The organism is Streptomyces sp. NPDC020898, from assembly GCF_044333925.1.
Classification (GTDB): domain Bacteria; phylum Actinomycetota; class Actinomycetes; order Streptomycetales; family Streptomycetaceae; genus Streptomyces.
Genome location: NZ_JBIRRV010000002.1, coordinates 452338 through 476243 on the forward strand (window position 1 = coordinate 452338; position 23906 = coordinate 476243).

At 70.8% G+C, this 23906-nt stretch carries 20 protein-coding genes and 1 pseudogene; 4 read left to right on the plus strand and 17 right to left on the minus strand.

All coding sequences use genetic code 11. The annotated features are described in order from the left end of the window. Window positions 1-138 precede the first annotated feature (138 nt). Complete coding sequence (locus tag ACH4TV_RS09985) at window positions 139-1653, plus strand: hypothetical protein (RefSeq protein ID WP_398396121.1); 1515 nt, start codon at window positions 139-141, stop codon at window positions 1651-1653. A 51-nt stretch (window positions 1654-1704) separates the two neighbouring features. Here ACH4TV_RS09985 and ACH4TV_RS09990 read toward each other — a convergent pair whose 3' ends face one another. The 6 genes from ACH4TV_RS09990 to ACH4TV_RS10015 form a co-directional block, all read right to left on the minus strand. After that, window positions 1705-4443: a SpoIIE family protein phosphatase gene (locus ACH4TV_RS09990; RefSeq protein WP_398396123.1), complete on the minus strand. Its 2739-nt coding sequence runs from the start codon at window positions 4441-4443 to the stop codon at window positions 1705-1707. Window positions 4444-4809: 366 nt separating this feature from the next. Beyond that, complete coding sequence (locus ACH4TV_RS09995) at window positions 4810-5241, minus strand: ATP-binding protein (RefSeq protein WP_398396125.1); 432 nt, start codon at window positions 5239-5241, stop codon at window positions 4810-4812. 211 nt (window positions 5242-5452) lie between these two features. After that, complete coding sequence (locus ACH4TV_RS10000; RefSeq protein WP_398396127.1) at window positions 5453-5872, minus strand: (deoxy)nucleoside triphosphate pyrophosphohydrolase; 420 nt, start codon at window positions 5870-5872, stop codon at window positions 5453-5455. A gap of 54 nt (window positions 5873-5926) precedes the next feature. Further along, a complete protein-coding gene (locus ACH4TV_RS10005) occupies window positions 5927-6109 on the minus strand; it encodes an SPOR domain-containing protein (protein WP_105968232.1) in 183 nt (60 codons plus the stop codon). Between the two features lie 326 nt (window positions 6110-6435). Beyond that, a complete protein-coding gene (locus ACH4TV_RS10010; protein ID WP_398396129.1) occupies window positions 6436-7188 on the minus strand; it encodes a GntR family transcriptional regulator in 753 nt (250 codons plus the stop codon). 146 nt (window positions 7189-7334) lie between these two features. Further along, window positions 7335-8585: a DUF4190 domain-containing protein gene (locus tag ACH4TV_RS10015; protein WP_398396131.1), complete on the minus strand. Its 1251-nt coding sequence runs from the start codon at window positions 8583-8585 to the stop codon at window positions 7335-7337. Between the two features lie 287 nt (window positions 8586-8872). Here ACH4TV_RS10015 and ACH4TV_RS10020 point away from each other — a divergent pair, with 287 nt between their 5' ends. After that, complete coding sequence (locus ACH4TV_RS10020) at window positions 8873-9988, plus strand: threonine synthase (RefSeq protein ID WP_398396133.1); 1116 nt, start codon at window positions 8873-8875, stop codon at window positions 9986-9988. Between the two features lie 24 nt (window positions 9989-10012). Here the strand turns inward: ACH4TV_RS10020 and ACH4TV_RS10025 are convergent, their stop codons facing one another. Further along, a complete protein-coding gene (locus ACH4TV_RS10025; protein WP_398396135.1) occupies window positions 10013-10849 on the minus strand; it encodes an oxidoreductase in 837 nt (278 codons plus the stop codon). A 48-nt stretch (window positions 10850-10897) separates the two neighbouring features. After that, the gene (locus tag ACH4TV_RS10030; RefSeq protein WP_398396586.1) at window positions 10898-11134 is read right to left on the minus strand and encodes a DUF5133 domain-containing protein; all 237 of its coding nucleotides are present in this window, start codon (window positions 11132-11134) and stop codon (window positions 10898-10900) included. A gap of 230 nt (window positions 11135-11364) precedes the next feature. On the opposite strand from ACH4TV_RS10030, the gene ACH4TV_RS10035 reads away from it, so the two are divergent. Next, entirely contained in the window at window positions 11365-11913 is a 549-nt protein-coding gene (locus ACH4TV_RS10035; protein ID WP_398396136.1) for a hypothetical protein, read from the plus strand. Between the two features lie 115 nt (window positions 11914-12028). On the opposite strand, the gene ACH4TV_RS10040 is transcribed toward ACH4TV_RS10035, so the two are convergent. Together ACH4TV_RS10040 and ACH4TV_RS10045 are read right to left on the minus strand one after the other, a co-directional pair. Then, entirely contained in the window at window positions 12029-13435 is a 1407-nt protein-coding gene (locus ACH4TV_RS10040; RefSeq protein WP_398396588.1) for an alpha/beta hydrolase, read from the minus strand. Window positions 13436-13504: 69 nt separating this feature from the next. Next, window positions 13505-14755: pseudogene (locus ACH4TV_RS10045) on the minus strand (CocE/NonD family hydrolase); the annotation flags it as partial. A 197-nt stretch (window positions 14756-14952) separates the two neighbouring features. Between ACH4TV_RS10045 and ACH4TV_RS10050 the strand changes: the two are divergent. Further along, the gene (locus ACH4TV_RS10050; protein WP_398396138.1) at window positions 14953-16020 is read left to right on the plus strand and encodes a DUF5937 family protein; all 1068 of its coding nucleotides are present in this window, start codon (window positions 14953-14955) and stop codon (window positions 16018-16020) included. Window positions 16021-16034: 14 nt separating this feature from the next. Here ACH4TV_RS10050 and ACH4TV_RS10055 read toward each other — a convergent pair whose 3' ends face one another. The 7 genes from ACH4TV_RS10055 to ACH4TV_RS10085 form a co-directional block, all read right to left on the minus strand. Then, window positions 16035-16949, minus strand: a complete 915-nt coding sequence (locus ACH4TV_RS10055) for a helix-turn-helix transcriptional regulator (protein ID WP_398396140.1) — start codon at window positions 16947-16949, stop codon at window positions 16035-16037. 287 nt (window positions 16950-17236) lie between these two features. Further along, a complete protein-coding gene (locus tag ACH4TV_RS10060) occupies window positions 17237-17986 on the minus strand; it encodes an SDR family oxidoreductase (RefSeq protein WP_398396142.1) in 750 nt (249 codons plus the stop codon). A 161-nt stretch (window positions 17987-18147) separates the two neighbouring features. Beyond that, on the minus strand, window positions 18148-18840 hold the full coding sequence (locus ACH4TV_RS10065) for a TetR/AcrR family transcriptional regulator (protein ID WP_398396144.1): 693 nt from the start codon (window positions 18838-18840) through the stop codon (window positions 18148-18150). A gap of 131 nt (window positions 18841-18971) precedes the next feature. After that, a complete protein-coding gene (locus tag ACH4TV_RS10070; RefSeq protein ID WP_398396146.1) occupies window positions 18972-19730 on the minus strand; it encodes an SDR family oxidoreductase in 759 nt (252 codons plus the stop codon). Then, window positions 19727-20515: an enoyl-CoA hydratase/isomerase family protein gene (locus tag ACH4TV_RS10075; RefSeq protein WP_398396148.1), complete on the minus strand. Its 789-nt coding sequence runs from the start codon at window positions 20513-20515 to the stop codon at window positions 19727-19729. The genes ACH4TV_RS10070 and ACH4TV_RS10075 overlap by 4 nt, the downstream gene beginning before the upstream one ends. After that, window positions 20512-22155 (minus strand): AMP-binding protein, encoded by a 1644-nt coding sequence (locus ACH4TV_RS10080; RefSeq protein ID WP_398396150.1) that lies wholly within the window; start codon window positions 22153-22155, stop codon window positions 20512-20514. The genes ACH4TV_RS10075 and ACH4TV_RS10080 overlap by 4 nt, the downstream gene beginning before the upstream one ends. Next, the gene (locus ACH4TV_RS10085; protein WP_398396152.1) at window positions 22152-23897 is read right to left on the minus strand and encodes a CocE/NonD family hydrolase; all 1746 of its coding nucleotides are present in this window, start codon (window positions 23895-23897) and stop codon (window positions 22152-22154) included. Before ACH4TV_RS10085 ends, ACH4TV_RS10080 begins: the two co-directional genes overlap by 4 nt. Between the last annotated feature and the right edge of the window lie 9 nt (window positions 23898-23906).

Genomic DNA, 23906 nt, shown 5'->3' on the forward strand with positions numbered 1-23906 from the left:
CCTACCCACTGCCCCTCTCCCGCCACCCCCGCCCCACCCCGGTCGCGGGACCGCGATCATCCCCATACGCTCACAAATGTGACGCCCTCCCTTACCAGGGGCCGGCCACGGCGAGCCGCGTCCCACATACCCGTGCGCGTGGCCCATGCCGTGCTGGGCGCGGTGATCGGGGTGATGTGGCTGCTGCTGCCCGGCATGACGGCCGGGCCCGAGAAGCCGGTGCCGGCGGTCGGCAGCGCGGCGACCGCCGCCGCTCCCGTGGCCCCGGAGGACGAGACGTCCGCCGGTGACCTGGTCCTGCCCCTCGTGGTGGCGGGCACGGCGATCGCGGTGGCCGCGTACGGCTACGCCCGCCGCAGACGCCGTACCAGGACCCGCACGGCTTCCGCCGCCCTGGCTCCTGTCGCGCAGCCCACCGCCTTCGCACTCGACCGGCAGGCCCGCAAGTCGCTGGTCGCGGCCGACGACTGCGTACGCACCAGCCGTGAGGAACTCGGCTTCGTGGAGGGGCGGTTCGGGGCCGAGGCGGTCGCGCCCTTCACGGAGGCCGTGCGGTACGCCGAGGCCGAGCTGTCGGCCGCCTTCCAACTGCGCCAGACCTACGACGACAAGCCGACCGAGGCCTCACGTGAAACCCTCGACGAGATCGTCGCGCGGTGTGTGGACGCGGGTCGGCGACTGGACGCGGAGGCCGCCGGTTTCGACCAACTGCGCGCCCTGGAACGGGACTTGGGCGGGTCGCTGGAATTCGCCGAGGCGCGCTTCCGGGAGCTGACCGGCCGTACGGGGGCGGCCGAGGCCACCCTCTCCGAGCTGGCCGAACGGTACGCGCCGACCGCCTCGCTCCTGGTCTCCGGCCAGGTCGAACAGGCCAAGGACCGGCTCGTGTTCGCCACGACCGGGCTCAACCGGGCCCGCCAGGCGACCGACCTGGGCGACACGGACCGGGCTGTGCTGCACCTGCGCGCCGCCGAGGGAGCGATCGCCCAGGCCGAGGTGTTCGTGCACGGCGTCGACCGGCTCGCGTCCGCACTGGCCGCCGCCGCACAGGCACTGCCGGAGGCCCTGGACGAGGCCGAGGCGGCGGTCGTGGAGGCACGTGAGCGGCTGGCCGACGGTACGGCGACCGAGGTGCCCCCCGGCGAGCTGGCGGGGCATGTCACCCGGGCCGAGGCCACGCTGGCCGCCGTACGGGAAGAGGTACAGGAGGGGTCCCACGGGGCCCATGACCCTCTGGAGGCGCTGCGCCGGGTCGTGGGGGCTGTCGGGCCACTCGGGACGGTTCCCGGGGCCGTTGTGCTCGTCGCGCGCGGTGCCACCGCCGGTGCGGCCGACTTCGTCACCACGCACCGGGGCGCGGTGGGTGCCGAGGCCCGGACCCGGCTGGCGGAGGCCGGGCGACTGCTCGACCGGGACCCGGTGGAGGCGGACGTCTTCGCACGGCAGGCCCGTGAGCTGGCCGAGCGGGATGTCCGGGCGCACGGGAACCCGTACGGCGGGCGGCCCGAGCACGCGAGCGGGGTCGCCGGGGCGGTTCTCGGCGGGATCCTGCTCGGCGATCTGCCGGACACGCAACCGGAGATGCGCAGCGGCGGCCCGCCGGGGTCCTTCGGCGGGCCGGCCACCCGGGCGCGGCGGGGTGTCGCTCTGTAAGAAGTGCCGGGAATCCCGTAAGAGAGTCTGGCGTCGAGCTCAGAGCCTCCGTCAGAACAGGCTCAGCAGGGCCTCCGCCGGGTCCGCGAGGACCTTTCCGGCGTCCGGCAGCGGGAGTTCGAACCACACCGTCTTGCCGCGCGGGGTCCGGCGGGAGCCCCAGGCCGCGCTGAGCAGGCCGACCAGCTGGAGTCCGCGTCCGCCCTCGTCGGTGTCGCGGGCACGGCGGCGACGCGGCTGGACGAGGCCGGCGTCCCAGACCTCGCACACCAGCATGCGGTCGAGGAGCAGCCGGAGCCTGATCTCGCCCTCGCCGTACCGCAGGGCGTTGGTGACCAGCTCGCTGACCAGCAGCTCCGTCGTGTCGATCAGGGCTTCGAGGCCCCAGGCGGTGAGCTGGGTGCGGGTGTACTCGCGGGCGCGGCCCACGCTGCGCGGTTCGCGCGGCAGGGTCCAGTCGCCGACGGAATCGGCGGGCAGCCCCTGGACACGGGCCATCAGCAGGGCGATGTCGTCCTCGCCGTGGTGGGTGTCGAGGGTGCTGAGGACGTGGTCGCAGACGTCCTCCAGCGGCTGGGAGGGGTCGGTGAGGGCGCCGACGAACGCCTGGAGGCCCTCGTCGAGGGGATGGTCGCGGGATTCGACCAGTCCATCCGTGTAGAGCGCCAACAGCGAACCTTCGGGTAGTTCGACCTCGACCTCCTCGAACGGCTCGCCGCCGACACCGAGCGGCATGCCCGGCGGCACGTCGAGCATCAGCGCGGCCTCGCCCGGTTCGAGGATGACGGGCGGCAGATGGCCGGCGTTGGCGAAGGTGCACCTGCGGGTCACCGAGTCGTAGACCGCGTAGATACAGGTCGCGAGGTACACCTCGGAGAGGTCGGCGTCGCGGGGCTGGCGGGCGGTGCGGGTGGCCTGCTGGACGCCGCCGGGGGTGCCGAGGCCGCGCGCGATCTCGTCGAGCGCGGAGAGCACCTCCGCCGGTTCGAGGTCGAGGAGCGCCAGGGTGCGCACGGCGGTACGGAGTTCACCCATGGCGACGGCGGCGCGCAGCCCCCGGCCCATCACATCGCCGACGACCAGCGCGGTGCGGTGCCCGGGGAGTTCGATGACGTCGAACCAGTCGCCGCCGACCTCGGTGGCCGCGTTGCCGGGGAGGTACCGGCAGGCGATGTCGAGGCCGGAGGCCTCCGGGTCGCCGGGGGGCAGCAGGGAGCGCTGGAGGATCAGTGCCCGCTCGTGCTCACGCCGGTACAGCCGCGCGTTGTCGATACTGACGGCGGTCCGCGCGGCCAACTCCCAGGCCAGCGCCCGGTCCCGCTCCCCGAACGGCTCGCTGCCCTTCGTACGGGAGAACTGCGCGAGGCCTACGACGGTGTCGTGGGCGACCATCGGGACGGCCAGCGTGGACTGGATGACGCCGTTGTCCTCGGCGGGGATGAACTGCGGGCGGGCGGTGCGCAGGGCGTCCGCGCTGGGCGAGTTGAACGGGAAGTGGTGCACGGCGCCGAGGGTGACGGGCTCCTCGCCACCGATGAAGGGCGCGTCGGAGACGGCGCTGGCGAAGGCGACGCGGCGCAGGGCGGCACTTCCGTCGGCCAGGCCCGGCGGGGCCTCGTCGCCGGCCAGCAGCCCTTGGTACAGGTCGACGGTCGCGAGGTCGCAGAAGCCGGGGACGACGACGTCGAGGAGTTCGCGCGCGGTCGTTTCCAGGTCCAGGGAGTTCCCGATGCGGGAGCCGGCCTCGTTCAGAAGGGCGAGATTGCGCCGTGCGGCGGCGGCCTCGCGGGCGGCGGCGCGGCGGGCGGTGATGTCGAGGGCGAGCCAGGCGATACCGATGGGGCGGCCGGTGCCGCTGTGCACGCGGTACAGGTTGACCGACCAGTGCCGGCGCTCGTCGGAGCCGGGCACGAGGCCGGTGATGTGCATGTCGGTGATCGAGTCGCCGGTCTCCAGGACCCGGCGGAGCGTCGCCGAGACCCGCTCGGCCTCGGGAGAGCGCAGGTAGTCGTAGACACCGCGGCCCCGGTGGTCGTCGACCGTGCCGCCGTAGATCGAGGCGAACCGCTCGTTGGCGCGCCGGATCCGGAGATCGGTGTCGATCAGCAGAAAACCGAACGGGGATTGTCCGAAAATCGCCTGCGAAGCGGCAAGGTCCGTCTCGATCTGACGCAGCGTACGGACATCGACGACGATGCATACGGCGGCCTTCTCGCCCTCCTCCGTCCGCGTCGGCATCACATAGACCTCGGCGAGTCCCTCGCGCCGGCCGTCCTCACCCAGCCCGGGCTCGCGGATGCGGAACGGAACGACTCCGGTCCACTCCCGGCCGTCGAGGATCTCCGCCATTTTGCGGTGTCCGCGCTCGCGCAGATCGGGGTCGATGAACGCCGCGATGGGGTCCATGCCCACGGCCCGTGCGGCGGGGATACCGAAGATCTTCTCCGCGCGCAGGCTCCACTGGTCGACGAGGCCGTCGGGACCGATGGAGAACGACGCCACCTTGATGTAGTCGTAGATCGAGCCGGGTGGGCTGCTCTGCCACATGGGTTCACCTGTCACATCACGCGCGTGTTCCTGCGCGGTGTCACGTGTCGTATCGCGCACCGGGTCGCCCATGGTGTCACGCGTGGTTTCACGTGTCGCATCGCGTATCGCGTCCCCGTCGGCCGGACTCCCGACGCCCGCAGCACGGCGTGGCACACCGGCCGCGGCATCACCCACGGCCCCTGCACTCGCGCCGCCCGACGGGTCCTTGGACTCCGTGGCCTTCGCTGGTATCTCGCTCACGCGAACCGTCCCCTCCAGCTCACCGCGTCCGGCACCGGTCACCGGGGGCGGCTGCCCGCAGTATCCAGCACTACGGCGCCCCACAACACGGTGTTCACGATCACAGGACAATCCCGATGCTTTTCGGACCTGCCCGCGACAACACTCCCAGTCTTCTAACCAGGGGAGCACCCGTCGAACCCCGATCGAGGACAACTGCCAGTGGCCTGAACCACACGGTCGACAGTGCGGGGGCGGCCGTACAGCCGCTGTTCACCCCGGCGCACAGTTCACTGTCAGCCGCACGCGGGGTTCACTTTCGGCCTGACGCCGGTTTACCGCCCGGCGATCACCGGGTTCACCGTCCGGCCGGCGCCCGGTTCGGTCTCATCCCGGCACCGCCAGTTCGAACCACACCGTCTTGCCGGCGTCGGCGAGCCGGGTGCCCCAGCGGTTGGACGAGCGGGCGACCAGCTGGAGTCCGCGACCGCCCTCCTCGTCGGGCCGGGCGGCCCGCTCGCGGGGCGGGTCGGGCAGCGGGTCGGAGACCTCGACCAGGAGCGTGGCCGACATCCCGGCGGGCCGCACCAGCCGCACCCCGATGGGGCCCGTGGCATGCCGCAGGGAGTTGGTCACCAGCTCGCTGACCAGCAGGGCCGTGATGTCACCGAGGGAGTCGAGCCCCCAGCTGCGCAGTTGTCCGCGCACGACCGCACGCGCTCCGCGCACGGCGCCGGGCTCCGCGGGGAAGCTCCACTCGGCGCAGTCGCCTTCGGTGTCGAACACGCCGATCACTTCCCAGGCCAGGGACCCACCCATGTCCGGTTTCATGGGGTTAATGGGCACATACCCGATATTTGACGCCCAGTACCGCCCGCGAGGGCGCACTGTGGCACGAACGGCGTAGGGGGCGCGCACATCGGGCACCACACGCGTCTCACCAGCCCCGGCCGGCAGCCCCTGAGCCCTCGCCCCGACCGAACGGCCGGGTCAACTCAACCGGTTCAACTCCCCTTGGCACCTCAACCGGTCACCTCAACCGGGTGACCGCTTCCCGCACCGCCGGTACGTCCTGATCCAGCCAGTCGACGTCCCAGATCTCGGCCGGGGTCAGCCAGCGCAGTTCGTCGTGGTCCTGGAGGGGCTTCGGCTCCGCCGAGTCCGCGGGGAGCCGCGCGGTCCAGACCCACAGGACATACGGCGGCCTCAGCGGCCACTCCCCCGGGATGCGCTCGACCGGCTCCGCATCGACACCCAGTTCCTCGCGCAGCTCGCGCACCAGCGCGCCTTCCGGCGCCTCACCCGGCTCGACCTTGCCGCCGGGCAACTCCCAGCGGCCGGCCAGCTCGGGGGGCGCGCTGCGGCGGGCGGCGAGGAGGCGACCGTCGCGCAGCAGGGCGGCGCCGACGACCACGGTCCGCTCGGGCGCCCCTTGATTCCGTTCCGTCATGGCCGGAGCCTAACGGGAGCGCGGATCAGCCGACTCGGGCCGCCGGGCCCCGGATCACCGGGTTCCGTTCTGCCCGATCCGCTCGACCCAGTAGAGCTGCTTGTGGCCACGGTCGTCGAGGCTGTCGGCGATCTTCTGGGCTTCCGCGCGGGTCGCGTACCGGCCCACGCGATAGCGATTGCCGTTGTCGTCCTGCCGTATGACGAGCCAGGGCAGAGTGATCGTGCCGTCGCTCATGGAGCCCCTCCACTTCCCGCCCCCGGCTTGCGCCGCGCTCCGCTCGCTAAGGAAACCGCAATCCGCATATGCCCGAGCCTACGCCTAACCTTTACGCAGCGAATACGGATTTTCACAAAGAGATACGCAACCGGCCAGCGCCCAGGGGGCGCACCACATCGAACGCGCCGTCGAAAGAGCACGGCGTGTCCGGTCAGCGGCGCGCCGCGCCCCACAGGGCGACCTGCGAGAACGGCCAGAATCCAACGGCCCGGCGGGCAGCGGCGGTTGACGGTGCAACGACCGGGAGGGGAGCACTCGGGCGGTCAACCGCCCCGGAGTGTGGGCTACTTCACCGGCAGGTGGTACGCGACCCGGTAACGGTCCGCGGGGATCACGACATCGGCCGTCTCGACCGGGCGCCCCGAGGCGTAGTACGTGCGCTGCACGACGATCACCACATGCCCGGGGACTCCGCCCAGGGCCTGGAGTTCCTCGGCGAGGCCGGGACGGGCGCCGACCTCCTCCGTGACGTTGTCGACGATCACGTCGATGGCCGCCATGCGCTCGACGACGCCCATCCCGCCGAGCGGGCCCTCCTCGGGCAGCATCACCGGCGTACGGCCGGTGACGGCGAGGGGCTCCCAGGAGGTGGACAGCATCATCACCTCGCCGGCGTCCCGGAAGACGTACTTCGTGCACATCACGCGGTCGCCGGGCGGGAGGCAGAGCCGCTCGGCGACCGCGCCGCCCGCCTCCGCCTGCGCACTGCTGGACTCCCAGGTGCCGCGCGCCTCCCCGTCGGCCTGCTCCTGGCGGAACGGTGTCGCGCCGCCGTCCGGACGGAAGCCGGAGCGGGCGATCCGGCGCGGCACAGGCCGCTCACGCACATAGGTGCCCGACCCCGAGCGGCCCTCGACGAGGCCCTCGGCCATCAGCACCTTGCGCGCCTCCAGCGCGACGGTGTCCGAGACGCCGTACTCCTCCCTGATCCTGGCCTGGGAGGGGAGACGGGTGTGCGGTGGCAGCGAACCGTCGACGATCTGCTTTCGTAGATCACCCGCGACACGCAGGTAGGCCGGCTGCTCACCGAATGTCACGGGCCGCTCCCATCAGGTTGTACAGACAGCAACAGCGTGGCAACCGTAGGTTGTGACATGCAAGCAAAGGCCAGAGAATCACTCGATGTGATGAGTGCGCGGCCGGTGGGCTTCACGCAGGCACTTTCTCCCCGCTGTGGCCGCCGTCACACCTCGATGCCGGTGTCTCCTTCCCCAGCGCCCCCGCTGGTGTCGCCACTCCCGCCGCCGCCCTCCTGCTCGTACGTGGGCGGGGTCGTCGCCAGCCCCAGGGCCCTGCGCACAGTGACCGTACGGTCCGGGTCGAGCAGCTCGCCGCCGGCGTCGTAGTGGTCGTAGAAGAGGTCCACGTCGGTGGCGTCGGCCGCCCTCGACCACTCGACGCGCGCGCGTGCCAGGTCCTCGACGAGCGCGGCGACACTGGGCGCGGCCGCGGCGGCGAACCGGTGTTCGCCGAGGAGACGGGTCTGCTCGACGAGCGCGTCCGCCACCTTCCGCGCCCACTCCTTGTGGCCGGGCAGGTCGTCCTCGACGTACTCCGCCTCCGGTGCCAGGTCCATGGCCGCGTTGAGGACGTGGGCGCCCTTCAGGTACGCGAGCTGGTCGGCGTCGAGCGTCGTCTCGTCGTTGCGCAGTGAGCCGGTGAGACTGGCGTTCGCGTCGATGTTGCCGAAGACGCAGGTGACTTCGTGGTCGCCGAGGCGCCAGCTCTCGCTGGTCGGGGTGAGGTAGTAGACGTCGACGTCGCCGGGCACGGCCCAGGCGTCCATGGCGTAACTGTCCTCAAGGGCATAGCACTTCTCGTCGGCGGCCTCGGTGACACGGTCGTCGCCCGGGAAGGAACCGGCCGGCAGCTGGAAACTGGCGAACACCTCGCCGTCGTGCGCGCCGGAGCAGGGCACGGTGTCGACGTCGTAGGCCAGGCCCTCCAGGGAGCCGTCCGGTGCGTCGAAGCAGTCGCCCTTGGCGAGGGAGAAGGTGCTGTTGTTCTCCTTGGCGGCGTCCTTGAAGCCGTCCCAGGCGGAGGACAGGCCGCCGTTGGCGAGCAGCAGCGCCCACAGCACGAGCCCGACGGTCGACAGCGCGGCGCCGGAGACCGCCATGCCCTTCCCGCGCTCCCCCTTCCTCCGGATCTGCGCGAGCGCGACGATCCCGAGGACGAGCCCGAGGCCCGGGAGGAAACAGAGGATGCCCAGCACGAGGGAGGCGATGGCGACGCCGTTGACGGGGGTCGGCCGGTTGTAGGGGGAGTAGCCCTGGCCCCAGGGGGCGTAGGGGGTGGGGTAGGAGGGCGACGGGGGCTGGGCGTACGAGGGGTACGAAGGGTTCGGCGGCTGCGGGTACGGCCCCTGGGCCTGGGGGTGCTGCGGGGGGTGTGGTTGGGGCTGTTCGGGTCCAGGGGGCGGGGGTATGGCCACGAGTGCCGGGCTCCTCGTCGGGAGGGGGTGGACATGAGGGCGAGGGTGAGGGTGGAGGTGAAGGCGTGTGGTGGGAACTGGCGTGCGACTTGGCGCATGGTAAGTGAGTTTCGCCCCCGCCGCCCCTACCCGTCCCATCCCTGGGGGCTGCGCCCCCAGACCCCCCTTTCGCGCTGGGGGTGCCGACCGGCGCTCGAACAGCGCGCGACGCTGGGGTTCCGGGCGGCACTGGAGAACACACAACCGGGTCGGCACAACTACCCTGCGTACATAACTACTCTGCGCACATGACCCCACTGCCGGACTGTTACTGCCCCGCCGACGGCACCCGCGTCCCTGCAGGCTCCCTCACCTGGTGCTGTCCCCTCTGCCGGGGGCCTCTGGACCTCGACTTCGCCCCCACGCCCGCGCCCCTCAAGTCGCTGGTCGGCAGGGTGAACTCACTCTGGCGCTACGCGGAAACGCTCCCCCTCTCCGCGCCCACGACAAGCCTCGGCGAGGGCCGCACCCCGCTCGTCGAGCTCCGGGAGGGCATCTCGGCGAAGCTCGACTTCCTGATGCCGACCCTCTCCTTCAAGGACCGGGGCGCGGTGCTCCTGGCCGAACTGGCCCTCCGTCTGAAGCCCCGTCAGGTGATCGCCGACAGCAGCGGCAACGCGGGCACGGCGATCGCCGCGTACTGCGCCCGCGCCCGGCTGCCCTGCACGGTGTACGTCCCCGAGGGCACCTCCGCGAAGAAGCTGGAGCAGATCGAGGGGCACGGGGCGCGGGTCCGGGTGATCGACGGGGACCGGGAGGCCGCGGCGTCGGCGGCCCGCGAGGAGGCGGACACTCCGGGCACGTTCTACGCCTCCCACGTCTACAACCCGTACTTCCTGCACGGCACGAAGACGTACGTCCACGAGCTGTGGGAGGACATGGGAGGCCGCCTCCCCGAGGTGATCGTCGTGCCGGTCGGCAACGGCACGCTGCTGCTGGGCGCCGCGCTCGCCGTCGCCGAGCTGCACGGGGCGGGCCTCATCGACCGGCGGCCCGCGCTGTACGCCGTGCAGGCCGCGGCGGTCGCCCCCCTGGCGCACGCCTGGACGGAGGGTGCCACCGATCTGTCCGCCACCGTCCCGCCGCCGATGTCGCCCACTCTCGCGGAGGGCATCGCGATCCCCAACCCGCCCCGGGCCCGCCAGATCCTGCGCGCGGTGCGCGACTCGGGCGGGACGTTCCTGACGGTGACGGAGGATCAGATCCGGCACGCGCAAAGGGACTTGGCGTCGCAGGGGCTGTACGTGGAGTCGACCGGGGTCGCCTGCTGGGCGGCGGTACGGGAGATGGCGCTCGGGACGCGAACGGCGGTGGTGCCGTTGTGCGGGGCAGGGCTCAAGACAGGGCTGGCGCCACAGAGTTGACCCCCTCACCGGACCGCCGGACCGTCACCGGCCGTCGAAGGCGGTGTCCCGCGCGCGCTTCTCCCAGGCGGTGACATCACCGCGTACCCGATCGAGATGGCCGAGTACTCCGGTGACCGAGTCGTCGCCGAGGGGCAGGCGCAGCGGGGTGTCCTCGGTGGCGAGGGCGGCGAGGATCAGGGCCGCCGCCTTCGCCGGGTCGCCGGGCTGGGTGCCGTCGTTGTCCGCGACCATCCTGCGTGTCGCGCCGACCGTGCCGGTGTAGACACCGAGGTCCCGGCTGGCGCCCGCGCGGCCGCTGTCGAACAACTCGGTCCTGAAGGCCCCCGGTTCGACGATCAGCACCTTGATCCCGAAGTCCCGGACCTCCGCCGCGAGCGCCTCGGACATGCCCTCCAGGGCGAACTTGGTCGCGCTGTACGCCCCGAAGCCCGGCGCGGAGAGCTGTCCGCCCACGCTGCTCATCTGCACGATCGCGCCCGAACGCCGCGCCCGCATGTGCGGCAGCACGGCCCGTACGAGTGCGGCGGGCCCGAACACATGCAGGTCGAACAGATCACGCAGCTCGGCGTCGGTGGTCTCCTCGACGGCACCGACGTGCGTACGCCCTGCGTTGTTGACGAGCACATCGATCCGCCCGTGCCACGCGAGGACGTCCTGTACGGCGGTCTCGACCGCGGCCAGGTCGGTGACGTCCAGGCGCAGCGCCTGGACCTGTTTGGGGTGCGCGGCCACGAAGCCGTCCAGCGCGCCCGTACGCCGTGCGGCGCCGACGACGACGTCACCCGCGGCGACCGCCGCCTCGGCGACCGCCCGCCCGAAACCACTGCTCGCACCAGTGATGAACCAGACCCTGCTCATGAGGTGAGCCCTCCCGTAGACCGCTGTCCGCTCACTGCGCCAACCCGCTCAGGCGCTCGGGCAGCAGCCTAGACGGACAGCGGCTTCCGCAGGTGGTGCACGCCTCCACCGGGCCGAAACGGGATCCCCTCGTTCCGGACTCAGACGTCGGCCTTGACGGCATCGGTCCTGACGGCATCGGTCTTCGGGCGGGTGCCCCCGGACCCGGCGGCGGGCGGCTGTCAGTGCGGCGGTGATGTCGCGGGTGCCGGTGGCGACGCACAAGGTGTAGCAGACGTCGTTCAGCCGCTGGAATGCCTCACCACCACATGGTTGCGCAGTCCCATTCCGTACCTCCTCGGCTGTCCGAGCCGGACGTCCTGTGTCCGCCTCCGTGGCGCACCGGGTACCCGCGACCGGCGAGTCACCTCAGTTGCCGGCGATCCGATTCGGGACAGTGTGAGCGGACCTCCCTGGGTACCCGGTGGACGTCGGCCACCGCCGACACGCCGTCGATCCCGAGGGAAGTGGGTCCCATGCACGACCGCGCGAACCGAACCAACACGGACTTGCTCGGCATCTACCTCAACGACCATCTCGCCGGGGCCACCCTCGGTACGGACCGGGCCCTGTCACTGGCCGAGTCCGAGGTCGAACGGGACCCGGCGCTCGCCGACGCCGTGCGGCCGATCGCCGACGAGATCGCCGAGGACCGCGCCGACCTGTTGCGGATCATGCGGTCGCTCGATGTCCCCGTACGCCGCTACAAGATCGTCGCGGGCAGGGTGGCCGAGCGGGTGGGCCGGCTCAAGGCCAACGGCCGGGTCGCCCGGCGTTCTCCGCTCTCGCCCATGCTCGAACTGGAGCTGCTGCGGGTGGGCGTCGAGGGAAAGGCCGCCGCCTGGCGGACCCTGCGCCGGCTGGCCGACGCCGAGGACCGCCTCGACCCCGCGCACCTCGACGGCCTGCTCCAACGTGCCGACCGGCAGGTGGAGACGCTGGAACAGCTGCGCATGCGACAGGTCACCGAGACCTTCCGGCCCTGGGACGCCTCCCTGACCGCGTCCCAGGGGTCACGCGTCTGAGCGACTGCGCGTAACCGTGCGTTCTCGCAGGTGAGTGTCCCCCTCCACGGGCCGGGCGTGGCGCTCGCGGAGGGGGACACCGGCGGCCGGGATCAGGCTGCCTTCGCCACCATCTTTACGAGGCGCCGCGGCCGACGGACAGGTTCGCCGGGCGGTACGGGATGTACGCGGCCCCGTCCAGACCGAGCGCGGTGGCGGACTTCTGAAGCGCGGCCGGGGTGGCGACGTCGTCCCAGCGGCCGGTTTCGACGCGGTGTTCGAGGGCGTGCAGGGCGGCCACGGTCTCGGCGGTGGTGAACGCGCAGTGGCCCTGCCGCTCGATGTAGGCCTGCCGCAGCAGCGCGCCGTCACCCGAGGCGCGCACGCGGTCGGCGAAGCGGTTCTCCTGCTCCACCGGGACCAGGTTGTCGGCGGTGGTGTGGATGTTGAGCAGCGGTACCTCAAGCCCCTGCCCCGCGGAGGACGTCCGTTGCGCGGTGCGGACGGCGGCGGGATCGGCGGTGATCGTGGCGCCCTTGGTCAGGATGCGCAGATCGGCGCGCAGATCGAGACCGGCCGTCTTGTAGAGCGCGCGGACCTGCGGGGCGTACTGGGAAGCGGCGAGCAGGCCGGCGTAGTCGACGCCCCGGTTCCAGGAGTTGTTGCCGCCGACGGACTGCTCGATGGCGTACCGGCCGCCCTCGACGAACGACAGGATGCCCTGCGCGAACCACGCGTACTGCTGCTCCTGCTGCCCCGCCCAGTCGGTCGGCGCCGGACGGTCCTTTCCGGGCGCCCAGGCGGGCAGGTTGAGGAAGGCGGCGGCCAGCGCGATCCGGGCGCGGCCCTGCGGGGTGCCCTGCGCGGCGTTGACCGCCCTGGTGAGCAGGTCGGCGGTGGCGGCGGCCTCGGCGGGCGTGCCGAACCGTACGAGTTTCACGTCCTGTTCGGGCAGCAGCAGACGGGCGATCGTGTACTCGGCGTCCAGCTGGTAGTTCTCCAGGTCGTTGGCGCCCGCGACCAGCGCGCACTGGCCGAGGGCGCCGTCGATGCGCCCGCCGCCGTCCCGGGCCATCTGCGCGTTGACGAGGCCGCCCATCGAACTGCCGATGGCCAGCGTGCGCGACGGCTCGCCGATCTTCGCGGCGACGGCGTCGATGGTGGCGAACTGGTCACGTTCGGCGCTGTTCAGGGCCCACATGGAGCCGCCCGGGTCGTACGACGACCCGGCCATCGCATAGCCCTGGGCGAGCAACGTGGTGCGTACGGCCTCGGTGGGGGCGTTCCTGGCGACCAGCGGGCCGAAGCCGTGGCTGAACACCAGCAGGGTGCCGTTCCAGTCCTCGGGGACGTCGGCGATCCAGGTGGCGCCGTCGGAGAGGGTACCGGTGAGGTGACCGGCGACCGCCGCGTCCGACGGGGCGGCCGAGGAGGGGACCGTGGTGAGCGCCGCGGACGTCAGGGTGGCCAGGACGGCCAGGGCGACGCGCGAAAGGGTGCGGGGGGTCTTGCGGGTGGTGCGGGGACGGGTGCCTGCGGGCATGGAGCGGCTCCTTGTGGGGCGGTTTACGGAGCGGGACCGGACAGGTTCTCGGTGCACTGACGAAGACGTGGAGGAATGTAGGGCTGATTTCTTGCGGCCGTCAAGATAATGCACAACTTTCATGGTGCGAGCGTGGTCGTACTCCAGGTACCCGGTGAGGGCTCCGGGCTCCGGCGTGAGTTCCCCGTCGGCGGTGAGGAAGAACCCCGTGGCCTGTGCGTCGTGCGGCGGCCAGGCCGAGCCGGATTCCCAGCGGCCGCCGTGGTCGATCCGGCCCTCCGCGGTGCGCTTGCCGGACCCGCCACCCATCCGGAAGTAGCGGACAGCCGGGTCCGTCGACGTCGACGGCGTCGGGGAGAGCTGCGAGTCGAACCAGTTCGCCCGGAACTCCACGTAGTCGGCCGCCAGGTTGCCGTCCAGGGTCGCCTCAGGACCGAAATCGACGTCCCCGGCGTAGGAGACGCTGCGCCGGCCGTGCGTCCACGGGCCGAGCACCAGATACGCCGGGCTCGTCTTGCGAACCCCCAGCTCGTGGAAGTTCTCGACGGCGGTCCGGATGTAAGGGTCGTACCAGCTGGAGATGTGCAGGCTCGGCACGTCGGGAAAACGGTCGAAATGGCCCCGCCCGTAGATGCCGAGCTGCTGCCAGTACGGCCCGAACCGGCCGTGCTCCCACTGCTCGAACAGATAGTCCTCGTACTCCGGGGCGTGCCGCAGGGGTGAGTGGCCGCGCCGCCAGGGCAGCTGCCTGAACCACTCCTCGATCGACTCGCTCCCGAGCGCGGCACCGCGCACCGGGTCGGCCAGGGTCGCCGCGCTGGTCCTCGCCCTGGCGAAGGCCCAGGTCGCCTGCTTGAGTTCGAAGGCTCCGCCCAGCCGGACACCGGTCTCGTAGGCGCTGGCGAAGCCACCGGAGTCGAGGAACATCGCCGACAGGGACGGTGTCCCCAGCGAGGCGAGCGCGGTCTGTACGTGCGCCGCGTAGGAGACGCCCATCGTGGCCACCCGGCCGTCGCACCAGGGCTGGGCCGCGATCCATTCGACGGTGTCGTAGCCGTCCTCGGCCTCATTGAGGTACTTGACGAACTCACCGCCGGAGTCACCACGGCCCCGGCAGTCCTGCCGGACCACGTGGTAGCCGCGTTCGACGAAGCGCCGGCACACCGCCTCCGGCGGAGGCGGGTTCCAGGACGCGAGGGCCCCGTCCGAGCCGCGCGCCGTCCGGCGGCCGTAGGGCGTGCGCTCCAGCAGGACGGGCCGCGGGGCCGGGTCCGGGTCGGCCGCGTAGACGTCCGCGACCAGCTCGGTTCCCTCGCGCATCGGTAGGCGGATCACCCGGCGCCATCCTGATCCCGGCTCCGCGACGGCCTGCCAGGTGCTCTCTGTCCCCGGGCTTTCGACCACGTTCGTTCCCTCGCAACGTTGTGCCACTGATGAGGCGGGACACTAGGTCGCGGGGGGAAGTATTGGCCCGACTGTTACCGCGAGAGCGGTAACTGTTCGTCTACAGTCACCGGATGCCAGTACTCCTCGATCTCAGGGGCGCGAAGAGTTCGGACGTGACGATCGGAACGTCACCGATCTCCGAACTCCAAGCCTGCTTGCACTCGCTGGCCGAGCCCGACCATCACCTGGACTCCCGGTCATGGCTGGCAAAGGTCAGCGAATCCCTTCCACGGGAATTCCGTCATGAGCTGACGCGATTCGCGCCGCTCTGGGCCCGCCGCCGCTTCCGCCTGATGCTCCCGCTGAGCCCTCCGCTCGACGCGGAGATCGAGACGGAGATCGATCGCCTGTCGCGACTCGACGTGACCACGTTCGTCGAGGCCGCCGCGTACGCGATCCAGGGCGGCGCCTTCGACCCGAGCGGAGCGCTCACCCGGCCGGCCGAATTCGTCACGGCATGCGAAGCACGCTCGTTCTCGCGAGGCGAGTTGGCGAAGAGACTGGTCGACGATCCGGAGGCGTTCCGGAAATCCCTGGTACGGATACTGGAGGGCTCCGTCGAGGAGTTCTTCGCGGAAGAATGGGACCGCATTCGCGACCGTCTGCGCGACGAGGCCGAGCAGGCACGTTCCCGGCTCCGGAAACTCCCCCTCGCGGAGCTGATCTCCTCAGTGAGCCCGGCCGCACAGGTGGTTCAGGACGGCAGAGGCGTACGCTTCGACAAGTTCCAGGATCTCAACGTCCCGCTCCGCGGGAGCCATGTATTCCTCGTACCGACCATTCACGGCCGCCCCCACCTCGTCATTCGAGGCGAACCAGGATTCCCGGTCGTGCTGCATTACCCGGTGGCATGGCAGCGCCAACCGTCCTCCATCGACGATGTACGCCAGCGGCTGCTGATCCTTTCCGACCCCGCCCGCCTGAGCCTGTGCCGGCATATGGTCAACGAAGCGATCACGACATCGGATCTCGCCCGTCGCGCGAACATGACGCGACCGCAGGTTTCACGACATCTCGCGAAACTCCGCTCGGCCGGACTCCTGACGTCGGAGAGAAACGGCAGGAACGTCTATCACCGAGTCGATGTGAACCGCCTCATGCATATCGGCGTAGAACTTCTCCGGGTCATAGTTCGGTGAGTTGAGCACTCTGGTCATCCTTTTCCCGCTGCAAACCCAGACCTCAGCGCATGTACGGATCGGTCAGCGGCAGCGGCGTCCGAGCCGCTTCCAGCGCCGACTCCGGAAAGGAGGGACCCGGAGAGCAGTTCGAACTTGCTGTGGCTTTCCGTGCCGGGGCGGGTGGTCAGTACCACCAGGGTCTGGGCGCGGTTCTCGGTGTACAGGAGCTGGGCGTCGACGTCGATGCGGCCGAGTTCGGGGTGGAGGATGGTCTTGCAGTCGTCGTAGCGTTGGGCGACTTCCTGCAGTTCCCACATGCGGACGAACTCGGGGCTGTGTTCCTGGAGTTCGGCGAGGATCCGGGCGGCCCGGGGGGTGTCGCTGCCGGCTGTCAGCGCGGCCCGCAGGCGTGCCGCATGGGCACGGCCGTGGTGTTCGTGGACCTCCTCGGGATACACCAGACGCTCGGCCGGGTCCATGAACCAGCGGTAGTAGCCGCTGCCGGCCAGACCGGTGTGGCGGGTCTGGTCGCCGAGCAGCGCGATGGCCAAGGGGTTCATCGCGAGGGTGTCGAGCAGGTCGGTCTGCACCAGGGCCGGGGTGTCGTCCAGGCGGTCCAGGACCCGCAGCAGCGTCGGGCTGACGTGTTCGGAGCGGTGGAAGCGGGCCGGGGCGTTGTGGCCGATGAGGACGAAGAGGTGGTCGCGTTCGTCCAGGGTCAGCCGCAGCGCCCGGGCCAGGGCCGTGGTGATCTGGACGGAGGGCTGCGGTGCACGCTGCTGCTCCAGCCGGGCGTAGTAGTCGGTGGACATGCCGACGAGCTGCGCGACCTCCTCGCGGCGCAGCCCCTGCGTACGCCTGCGCGCCCCCTCGACCAGCCCGACGTCGCGGGGGCGCAACATCTCACGCCGGTGGCGCAGGAATGCCGCCAGTTCCTTCTTGTCCATGCCCCCATACTCGCCGTATCCCGCCCGGCTATCCAGAGACCGCTGATCCATGGCTGAGCAGTCCCATGATCACTTGACCCGCATGACCCGCATGACCTGCTGACCTGCTGACCTGCTGACCTGCTGACCTGCTGACCTGCTGACCTGCTGGGACGCTCGCCGACCGTCGGCGGTGCGCCGCCTTCCGTCGGCAGGGAAGACGGCCCGCGGCGGCTGTCCCCCGTCGGCGGAGCCGAAGACGCTTCCGTGCCGTTCCGTGCCGTTCCACGTCGGTCATGACCGGGTGGTCAGCTGCTGTTGATCATGGCGAGGACGTCGCCGTAGGAGCCGTTGGCCACCGCGCCGCGGAGGAACCCGGCGCGCTCGACGACCAGCTCCTTCGCGTCGGGCTTCTCACGCAGCAGACCGAGAACCTCGGTGAGGAACTCGTCCAACGGCATGGCGTCGTCGGCATCCTGCTGACCCATCAGGGTCGTGCGCACACCCGGCGGAACCATCTCGATCACCTGGATACCGGCGTCGGCACCGGCGAGCTGGATGCGCAGGCTCTCGGAGAAGGAGTGCAGCGCGGCCTTCGTCGCGCCGTAGGTCGGAGCGATCGCGTACGGGACGAACGCCAGCGCGGAGGTGACGTTCATGACGGCCGCGTCGTCCTTGCCCGCGATCAGGGGCAGGAAGGCGTACGTCATCCGGATCGAGCCGAGCAGGTTGACCGTGATGTGATCCTCGGCGACGGCGAGTTCGGCCGGGTCGAGAAGGTTCTCCGGCAGCATGATGCCGGCGTTGTTGACCAGCACGTTCAGCCCCGGGTGGCTCGCCGCCACACTCTCACGGGCCCGGGCGATCGAGTCGGGGTCCGCGACATCGAGGACGAGCGCGTCGATGCCCGGGTACCCGGCCGTGATCTCGTCCAGGAGTTCCTTGCGCCGGCCGGCGACGATCACCTTGTTGCCGGCCTCGTGCAGACGCAGGGCCAGACCGAGGCCGATGCCCGAGGTCCCGCCGGTGATCAGGATCGTGTTGCCAGTCATCTTCATGGGGGTCTTGTTCCTTCGCTACGGCGGGCCGGTGCACGCCCGCAGCCTCGACCGTAGAGACCCCAGCACAGGGGCGGGAGAGGAAGGTTTATCCATGGATCGGCCGTCTCTGCCTCGTGAAGGTCAGAGACGATCCGCGAGGGGCGGCCCTCCCCCGCGCTTTACCTCGGCGCCGACGGGACCTGGTCCCTGGGCGGGCGCGCAGCTGTGGAAGGAGACTCGAATGTGCCCTGCCCCGAACTGAGCCCGTCCAGCAGGAGGTCACCGAGCTCGGAGAAGGCGTCGCCGGCGGTCAGGCCGGTCCTCTCCAGGAGGACCCCCGACTGCACCGCGTCGATGGTGACCGCTACGACATGGGCGGCGAAATGGCCGTTGAGCGCGCGGAAAACGCCGGCCTGTACGCCTTCCTCGATCAGTTCGTGGACCCGGCGCGCCGCGGCAGCGGAGTTCGTGCGGTAGATCTGCGCCGTCGGTTCGTAACCGACCATGTCGTCGTAGAACGCGTGGGAGTGCCGGCGCATGGCCGTGCCGACACCGGTGAGGTAGACCCGGATCCGCTGCCTGGGGTCGGGCTCGGCCTGGACCGCCTGTTCGATCTCGGCTGTCGCATCCCGGAAGAAGGCGCGGGTGACCGCCAGGACCAGCTGTTCCTTCGTGGAAGCGAGGCTGTAGAGCGTCGCCTTGGAGCACCCCAGTCGCTGGGCGAGCTCATCCATGGTCACCGCGGTGAAGCCCTCGGTCAGGATGATCGCCTCGGCCTGGCGCAGCAGTTCGTCCCGACGCCGAGTGTCGACGACCCGTCTGCGCGCGGTTCGGCGCGGGCGTCGGTCACGCGAGTCAGTTTGGGCCGTCACCGCAGCAGTCTCCCATGAGCGTCTCCGCCTGGAGCGGCGGATGGTCGTCCGGACTGGAAGGCCGACCCTTGCAATTGGGTACTAAAGTACCGCATAACGTACCCACACCTGCTCGTCCGCCGGGTTCGCCGTTACCGGATCGAGGATCCGATGGAGATGCCGCCGTCGACGTCCAGGACGATGCCGGTGATGTAGCCGGCGGCTTCGCTCGCGAGGAAGGCTGCGGCTTCTGCGATGTCCTCGGGGCTGCCGGTGCGGCGCATCGGGACCTTGTTCGTGAGCTTGTCGCGTGCCGGGCCGTTCATGGAGGCGAGCATGGGTGTGTCGATGAGGCCGGGGGCTATGGCGTTGGCGGTGATGCCGTGGCGGGCGCCCTCCAGCGCGAGGGTGCGGGTCATGCCGACGATGCCGGCCTTGGCGGCCACGTAGTTGGTCTGGCCGAAGTTCCCGCGCCACGACATGGAGGAGAAGCTGATGATGCGTCCGTAGCCCTGGCGTTTCATGGGGCCGAACGCGGCCCGGGCGCAGTGGAAGCCGCCGGTGAGGCTGACGTCGATGACGGCGTGCCAGTCGTCGTCGGTGATGTCCTCGACGCGGTTGTCGCGGATGATGCCGGCGTTGTTGACGAGCACATCGAGGCGGCCGAGATCGGCGGTGATGCCGGTGATCCAGGCGTCGACCTGGGCGGAGTCGGTCACGTCCACGACGTCGGTGCGGAGTTTCGCGTCGTGGGCGTCGGCGATGGTCCCGGCGGCGTCGTTGAGGGCCTGTTCGTTGACATCGGCCAGTGCGACGGTGGCGCCCTCGGCGGCGAACCGGGTCGCCATGGCGAGGCCGAGGCCTTGTGCGGCACCGGTGATGGCGACGACGCGTCCGTGGTAGCGGTTCACTTGGTGTCTGCTTTCGTGGTCCGGGGTGCGAGGAAGGCCCGCAGGGCGTCGGCCACGGAGCTCGCCGTCCAGTTGTCGGCGAAGGTGGCCAGTTCCTCGCGCAGGGCGTGCTCGGGTGCGGCCCCGTCGATCCGGTGCAGCAGCGTCTTGAGCCGTTGCTGGGCGGGGCTGCTGCGGTCGGCGAGTTGCCGGCAGACGCGGGTGGCGGCGGCGTCGAGGTCGGCCTCGGGCACGATCGCGTGGATCCAGCCGGTGTGCGCGAAGGAGGTCGCGGGCAGCAGTTCGCCGGTCAGCAGGAGCCAGCGCGACAGTCCGCGTCCGACCGCACCGGGAAGCCGGACGCTTGACCCGCCGGCCGGTACCAGCCGCTGCTTGACGTGGCCGTCGCCGATGAGGGTGGTGTCGGCGGCGACGACGACGTCGCAGGCCAGCGCGAGTTCGAGGCCCCCGGCGACGGCGTGACCGTGCAGCACGGCGACCCAGGGTTTCGGGCTGGCCGCGATGCGGCTGAGGCAGGCCGACACGTCGGTCAGGAAGCCGACCGGGTTGTCGCCGTTGTCGTGCAGCTGGAGGAACTGGTGGAAGTCCCCGCCGGCACAGAAGCTCGGTCCCCTGCCTGCCACGGCGACGACCGCTGTGCCGGGGTCGGCCTCGGCGCTGGTGATCTGCTTGTCCAGGGCCTCGATGAGGGTGACGTCGAGGGCGTTGCGCCGCTCCGGGCGGTTGAGCAGCAGCCATCGGACGGTGCCGCGTTGTTCGACGAGGAGAGGTTCGGTGTCGGTCAACGTGGCTCCGGGGTGGCGAGTTCGGTGCGTCGGCGGCTGCGCAGCAGGTAGCGCTGGGTCTTGCCGCTGGGCGTCTTGGGCAGGGTGTCGATGAAGTGGATCGTGCGCGGATAGGCGTGGGCGGCGTACCGGGTCTTGACCAGCAGCTGGAGTTCGGCGGCCAGTTCCGGCGAGGCGTCGTGGCCGTCGCGCAGGACGACGTACGCCTCGATGACCTCGCCGCGGACATCGTCGGGTGCGCCGATGACACTGCACTCGGCGACGGCGGGGTGCTGGGCGAGGACGCTCTCGATCTCGAACGGCCCGATCCGGTAGCCGGCCATGATGATGACGTCGTCGTCGCGGGAGGAGAAGAAGAAGTCGCCGTCGGCGTCGATGCGCCCGGCGTCGCCCGTGAGGTACCAGCGGCCGTCGGCGGTGAACTTGGCGTCGCTCTGCCCGGGGGTCTGGTAGCTGCTGAAGGTCATCAGCGGGCTGGCGGCGACGTCGATCGCGACCCGGCCGAGCACGCCCGGTTCGACGGGCTCGTCCTTCTCGTCGGCCAGGACGGTGAGGCTCCAGCCGGGCAGCGGCCGGCCCATCGATCCGGTCTTGAGGGGGCGGGCGAGTTCGGGATGGTGGTGGTTGGCCAGCGGCATGCCGACCTCGGTCTGCCCGAAGTGGTCGTGCACGGCCAGGCCCAGCGCGGAGCCGGCCCACTCGTTGACCTCGGGAGTCAGCGGCTCGCCCGCGCTGGACGCCCGTTCCAGCCGCAGCCCTTGCGGCACCGGCGCCGACGAGGAGCGCAGTCCCCGGTACACCGTCGGGGCAGCGGCGAAGTCGGTGACCTGGTGGTCGAGGAGGGTGTGCCAGGTCGTCTGAGGGGAGAACCCGCCGGACAGCAGCAGACTGGGGACGCCGGCGGCCAGCGGGGCGACGACGGCCGCGTACAGCCCGTACGCCCAGCCGGGGTCGGCGGCGCACCAGTAGCTGCTTCCCCGGGTGACGCCAAGGCCGTACTCCAGGTAGACCTGCCATCCGGCGATGTAGGAGACGGGGTGGACGACCCCCTTGGGCTTGCCGGTGGTGCCGGAGGTGAACATGTGCACCAGCGGTCCGTCCCCGCTGGTGGTGACGGCGGGCACCGGCTCCGGCGACGCGGCGGCGACGAGGTCGGCCAGCGAGGCGTCACCGCTGGAGGCGGCGGTTCCGGTGACGACGATGCGGCGCTGAGGGTCGTCCGGCATGTCGGGGCCCGGGTCGAGTTTGTGGCGCTGGTCCGGGTCGACGACCACGACGTGCGCACCGGAGCCTTCCAGGCGCAGGGCGATGGCCTGGGGCGCGAACGCGGTGAACAGCGGGACGTAGACGGCGCCGAGCCGCCAGATCGCGAGGATGACGGTGACCAGGTCGGTGCTCTTGCCCATCAGGGTCGCCACCCTGTCCCCCGGACCGACGCCAAGCTCTTGCAGCGCCCGCGCACAGCGGTGGGAAGCCGCGGCGAGCTCTCCGTAGGACAGCGTGGAGGGCTCTCCGGTGCCGTCGACGACGGTGAACGCGACGCGGTCGGCGGGGTGCTGGTCGCACAGCAGCCGGGCCACGTCGACGGACGGAGCGGTGAAGGTCGCGGTCAGTTCGGCGACCCTGTCGGCGGCGCTCACTGCTGGTCCTTGCGGTCGATGACGGGCAGGATCAGGCGGCTGGGGTGGCTCGGCCCGTGGTGGATGTGGTTGACCGCGGGGATCATCTGCTCCTCGCTCTCGCGGGCGATGACGCCGCCGGTGTTGGTGTTGCGGTCGTAGCGCGGGAAGTTGCTGCTGGAGATGTCCACGCGGATGCGGTGACCGGGCAGGAACACGTTGGAGGTGGCGGTCATGTCGACGGTGATCTCGTAGACCGTGCCGGGGTCCATCAGTTCTTCCGTGGCGAGGCCGCCTCGATAGCGGGCGCGCAGGATCCCGTCGCACAGGTTGATCGCTTTGCCGTCGGGGAAGACGTCGACGAGCTTGGCGGTGAAGTCGGTGTCCACCGCCGAGGAGGACACGAACAGGGTCAGGCTGACCGGACCGGTGACCTCGACGGGCTCCTCCAGTACGGGGCCGGCGAAGCACAGGACGTCCTCGCGGCCGGCGACGGTCCGCTGGTCGACCGGGCCGCAGAACCCCGGTGTCACCGGCATGGACGCCCCACCGGCCGAGGGAACCGGGCGGCGCGGGTCGTAGAGGTAGATATCGTGCCCGGCGCCGGCCGGTGGCTCGGTCGTCAACCCGCCGTCGCCGCCCGCCGTGTTCGCGTGACCGGCGCTCGTCAGGTGGAAGTCGGTCCACCTCGTGTCGGGCAGCGGCCAGTCCTGCTCGTCGCGCCACTGGTCGATGCCCATCACGAAGATCTTCACCGGTGCCACGTCGTCCAGAGCGGTGGTGTCACCACGGAGCCAGCGGTCGAAGAACTTCACATGCAGGCCGGTCAGGCCCATCATCTGGGCACTGGCCAGCGGACCGAAGGAGCGGTCGGGATAGACCCCGCTCGCGGACAGGTGATCCCACGGGCCGATGACCAGCCGTTGCCCCTCGCGCGCCTGCGCACTGCCCGCCTGCCGTCGGGCGGTGGTGTAGGTGCGGACGGTCTGGCCGATGTAGAGGTCGTACCAGCCGCCGATGTTGAGCGCCGGGACGGTGACGTTCTTGAGCTCGGGCGTGAGCTCCATCGCGTCCCAGTACCCGTCGTGGGACGGGTGGGCCATCCAGTCGTCCCACCACTTGCCGTACGCCGCAAGGACCGGGACCTCGGCCGTCGGCAGCACTTCGTTGAGAGACTCTTGGGTCAGGAGGGCCTGACCGAGCTGCTGCAGGTGGGACAGGGTGTCCTCGCCGGCCGCCAGGGACCGCTGCGCGTCGGCCGCGTACATCATGGCGTTCCACAGCGTGACCAGGCTCAGGGAGAGCGCACCGCCCGCGGAGTACCAGGGCGACTCGTAGTTGTCGATCGAGGTGAAGGTCGGCGCGATCGCTTTGAGGGCGGGGGCACCGGTCACCGCGGTTTCCCACTGGACCATCCCCAGGTAGGACGGCCCGTACATGCCCACCGTGCCGTCCGACCACGGCTGGTCGGCGATCCAGGCGACGGTGTCCTCGCCGTCGGCCCGGTCGGCCATATGAGGAACGAACTCGCCCTCCGAGCGGTGGGTGCCCCGGCAGTCCTGCACCACCACCGCGTAGCCGGCCTCCACCAGAGCCAGGAGGTCGGGGATGGCTGACTGGCCGAAGCCCATCACGTCCTTGCCGTACGGCAGGCGCACGAGCAGCGTCGGAGCCTCCCCCTCAGTGGGATGCCACACGTTGGCGGCGAGGGCTACGCCGTCACGCATCGGAACCTGGACATCTATGTCGTAGAGGTGCTGCATCGGTGCTCC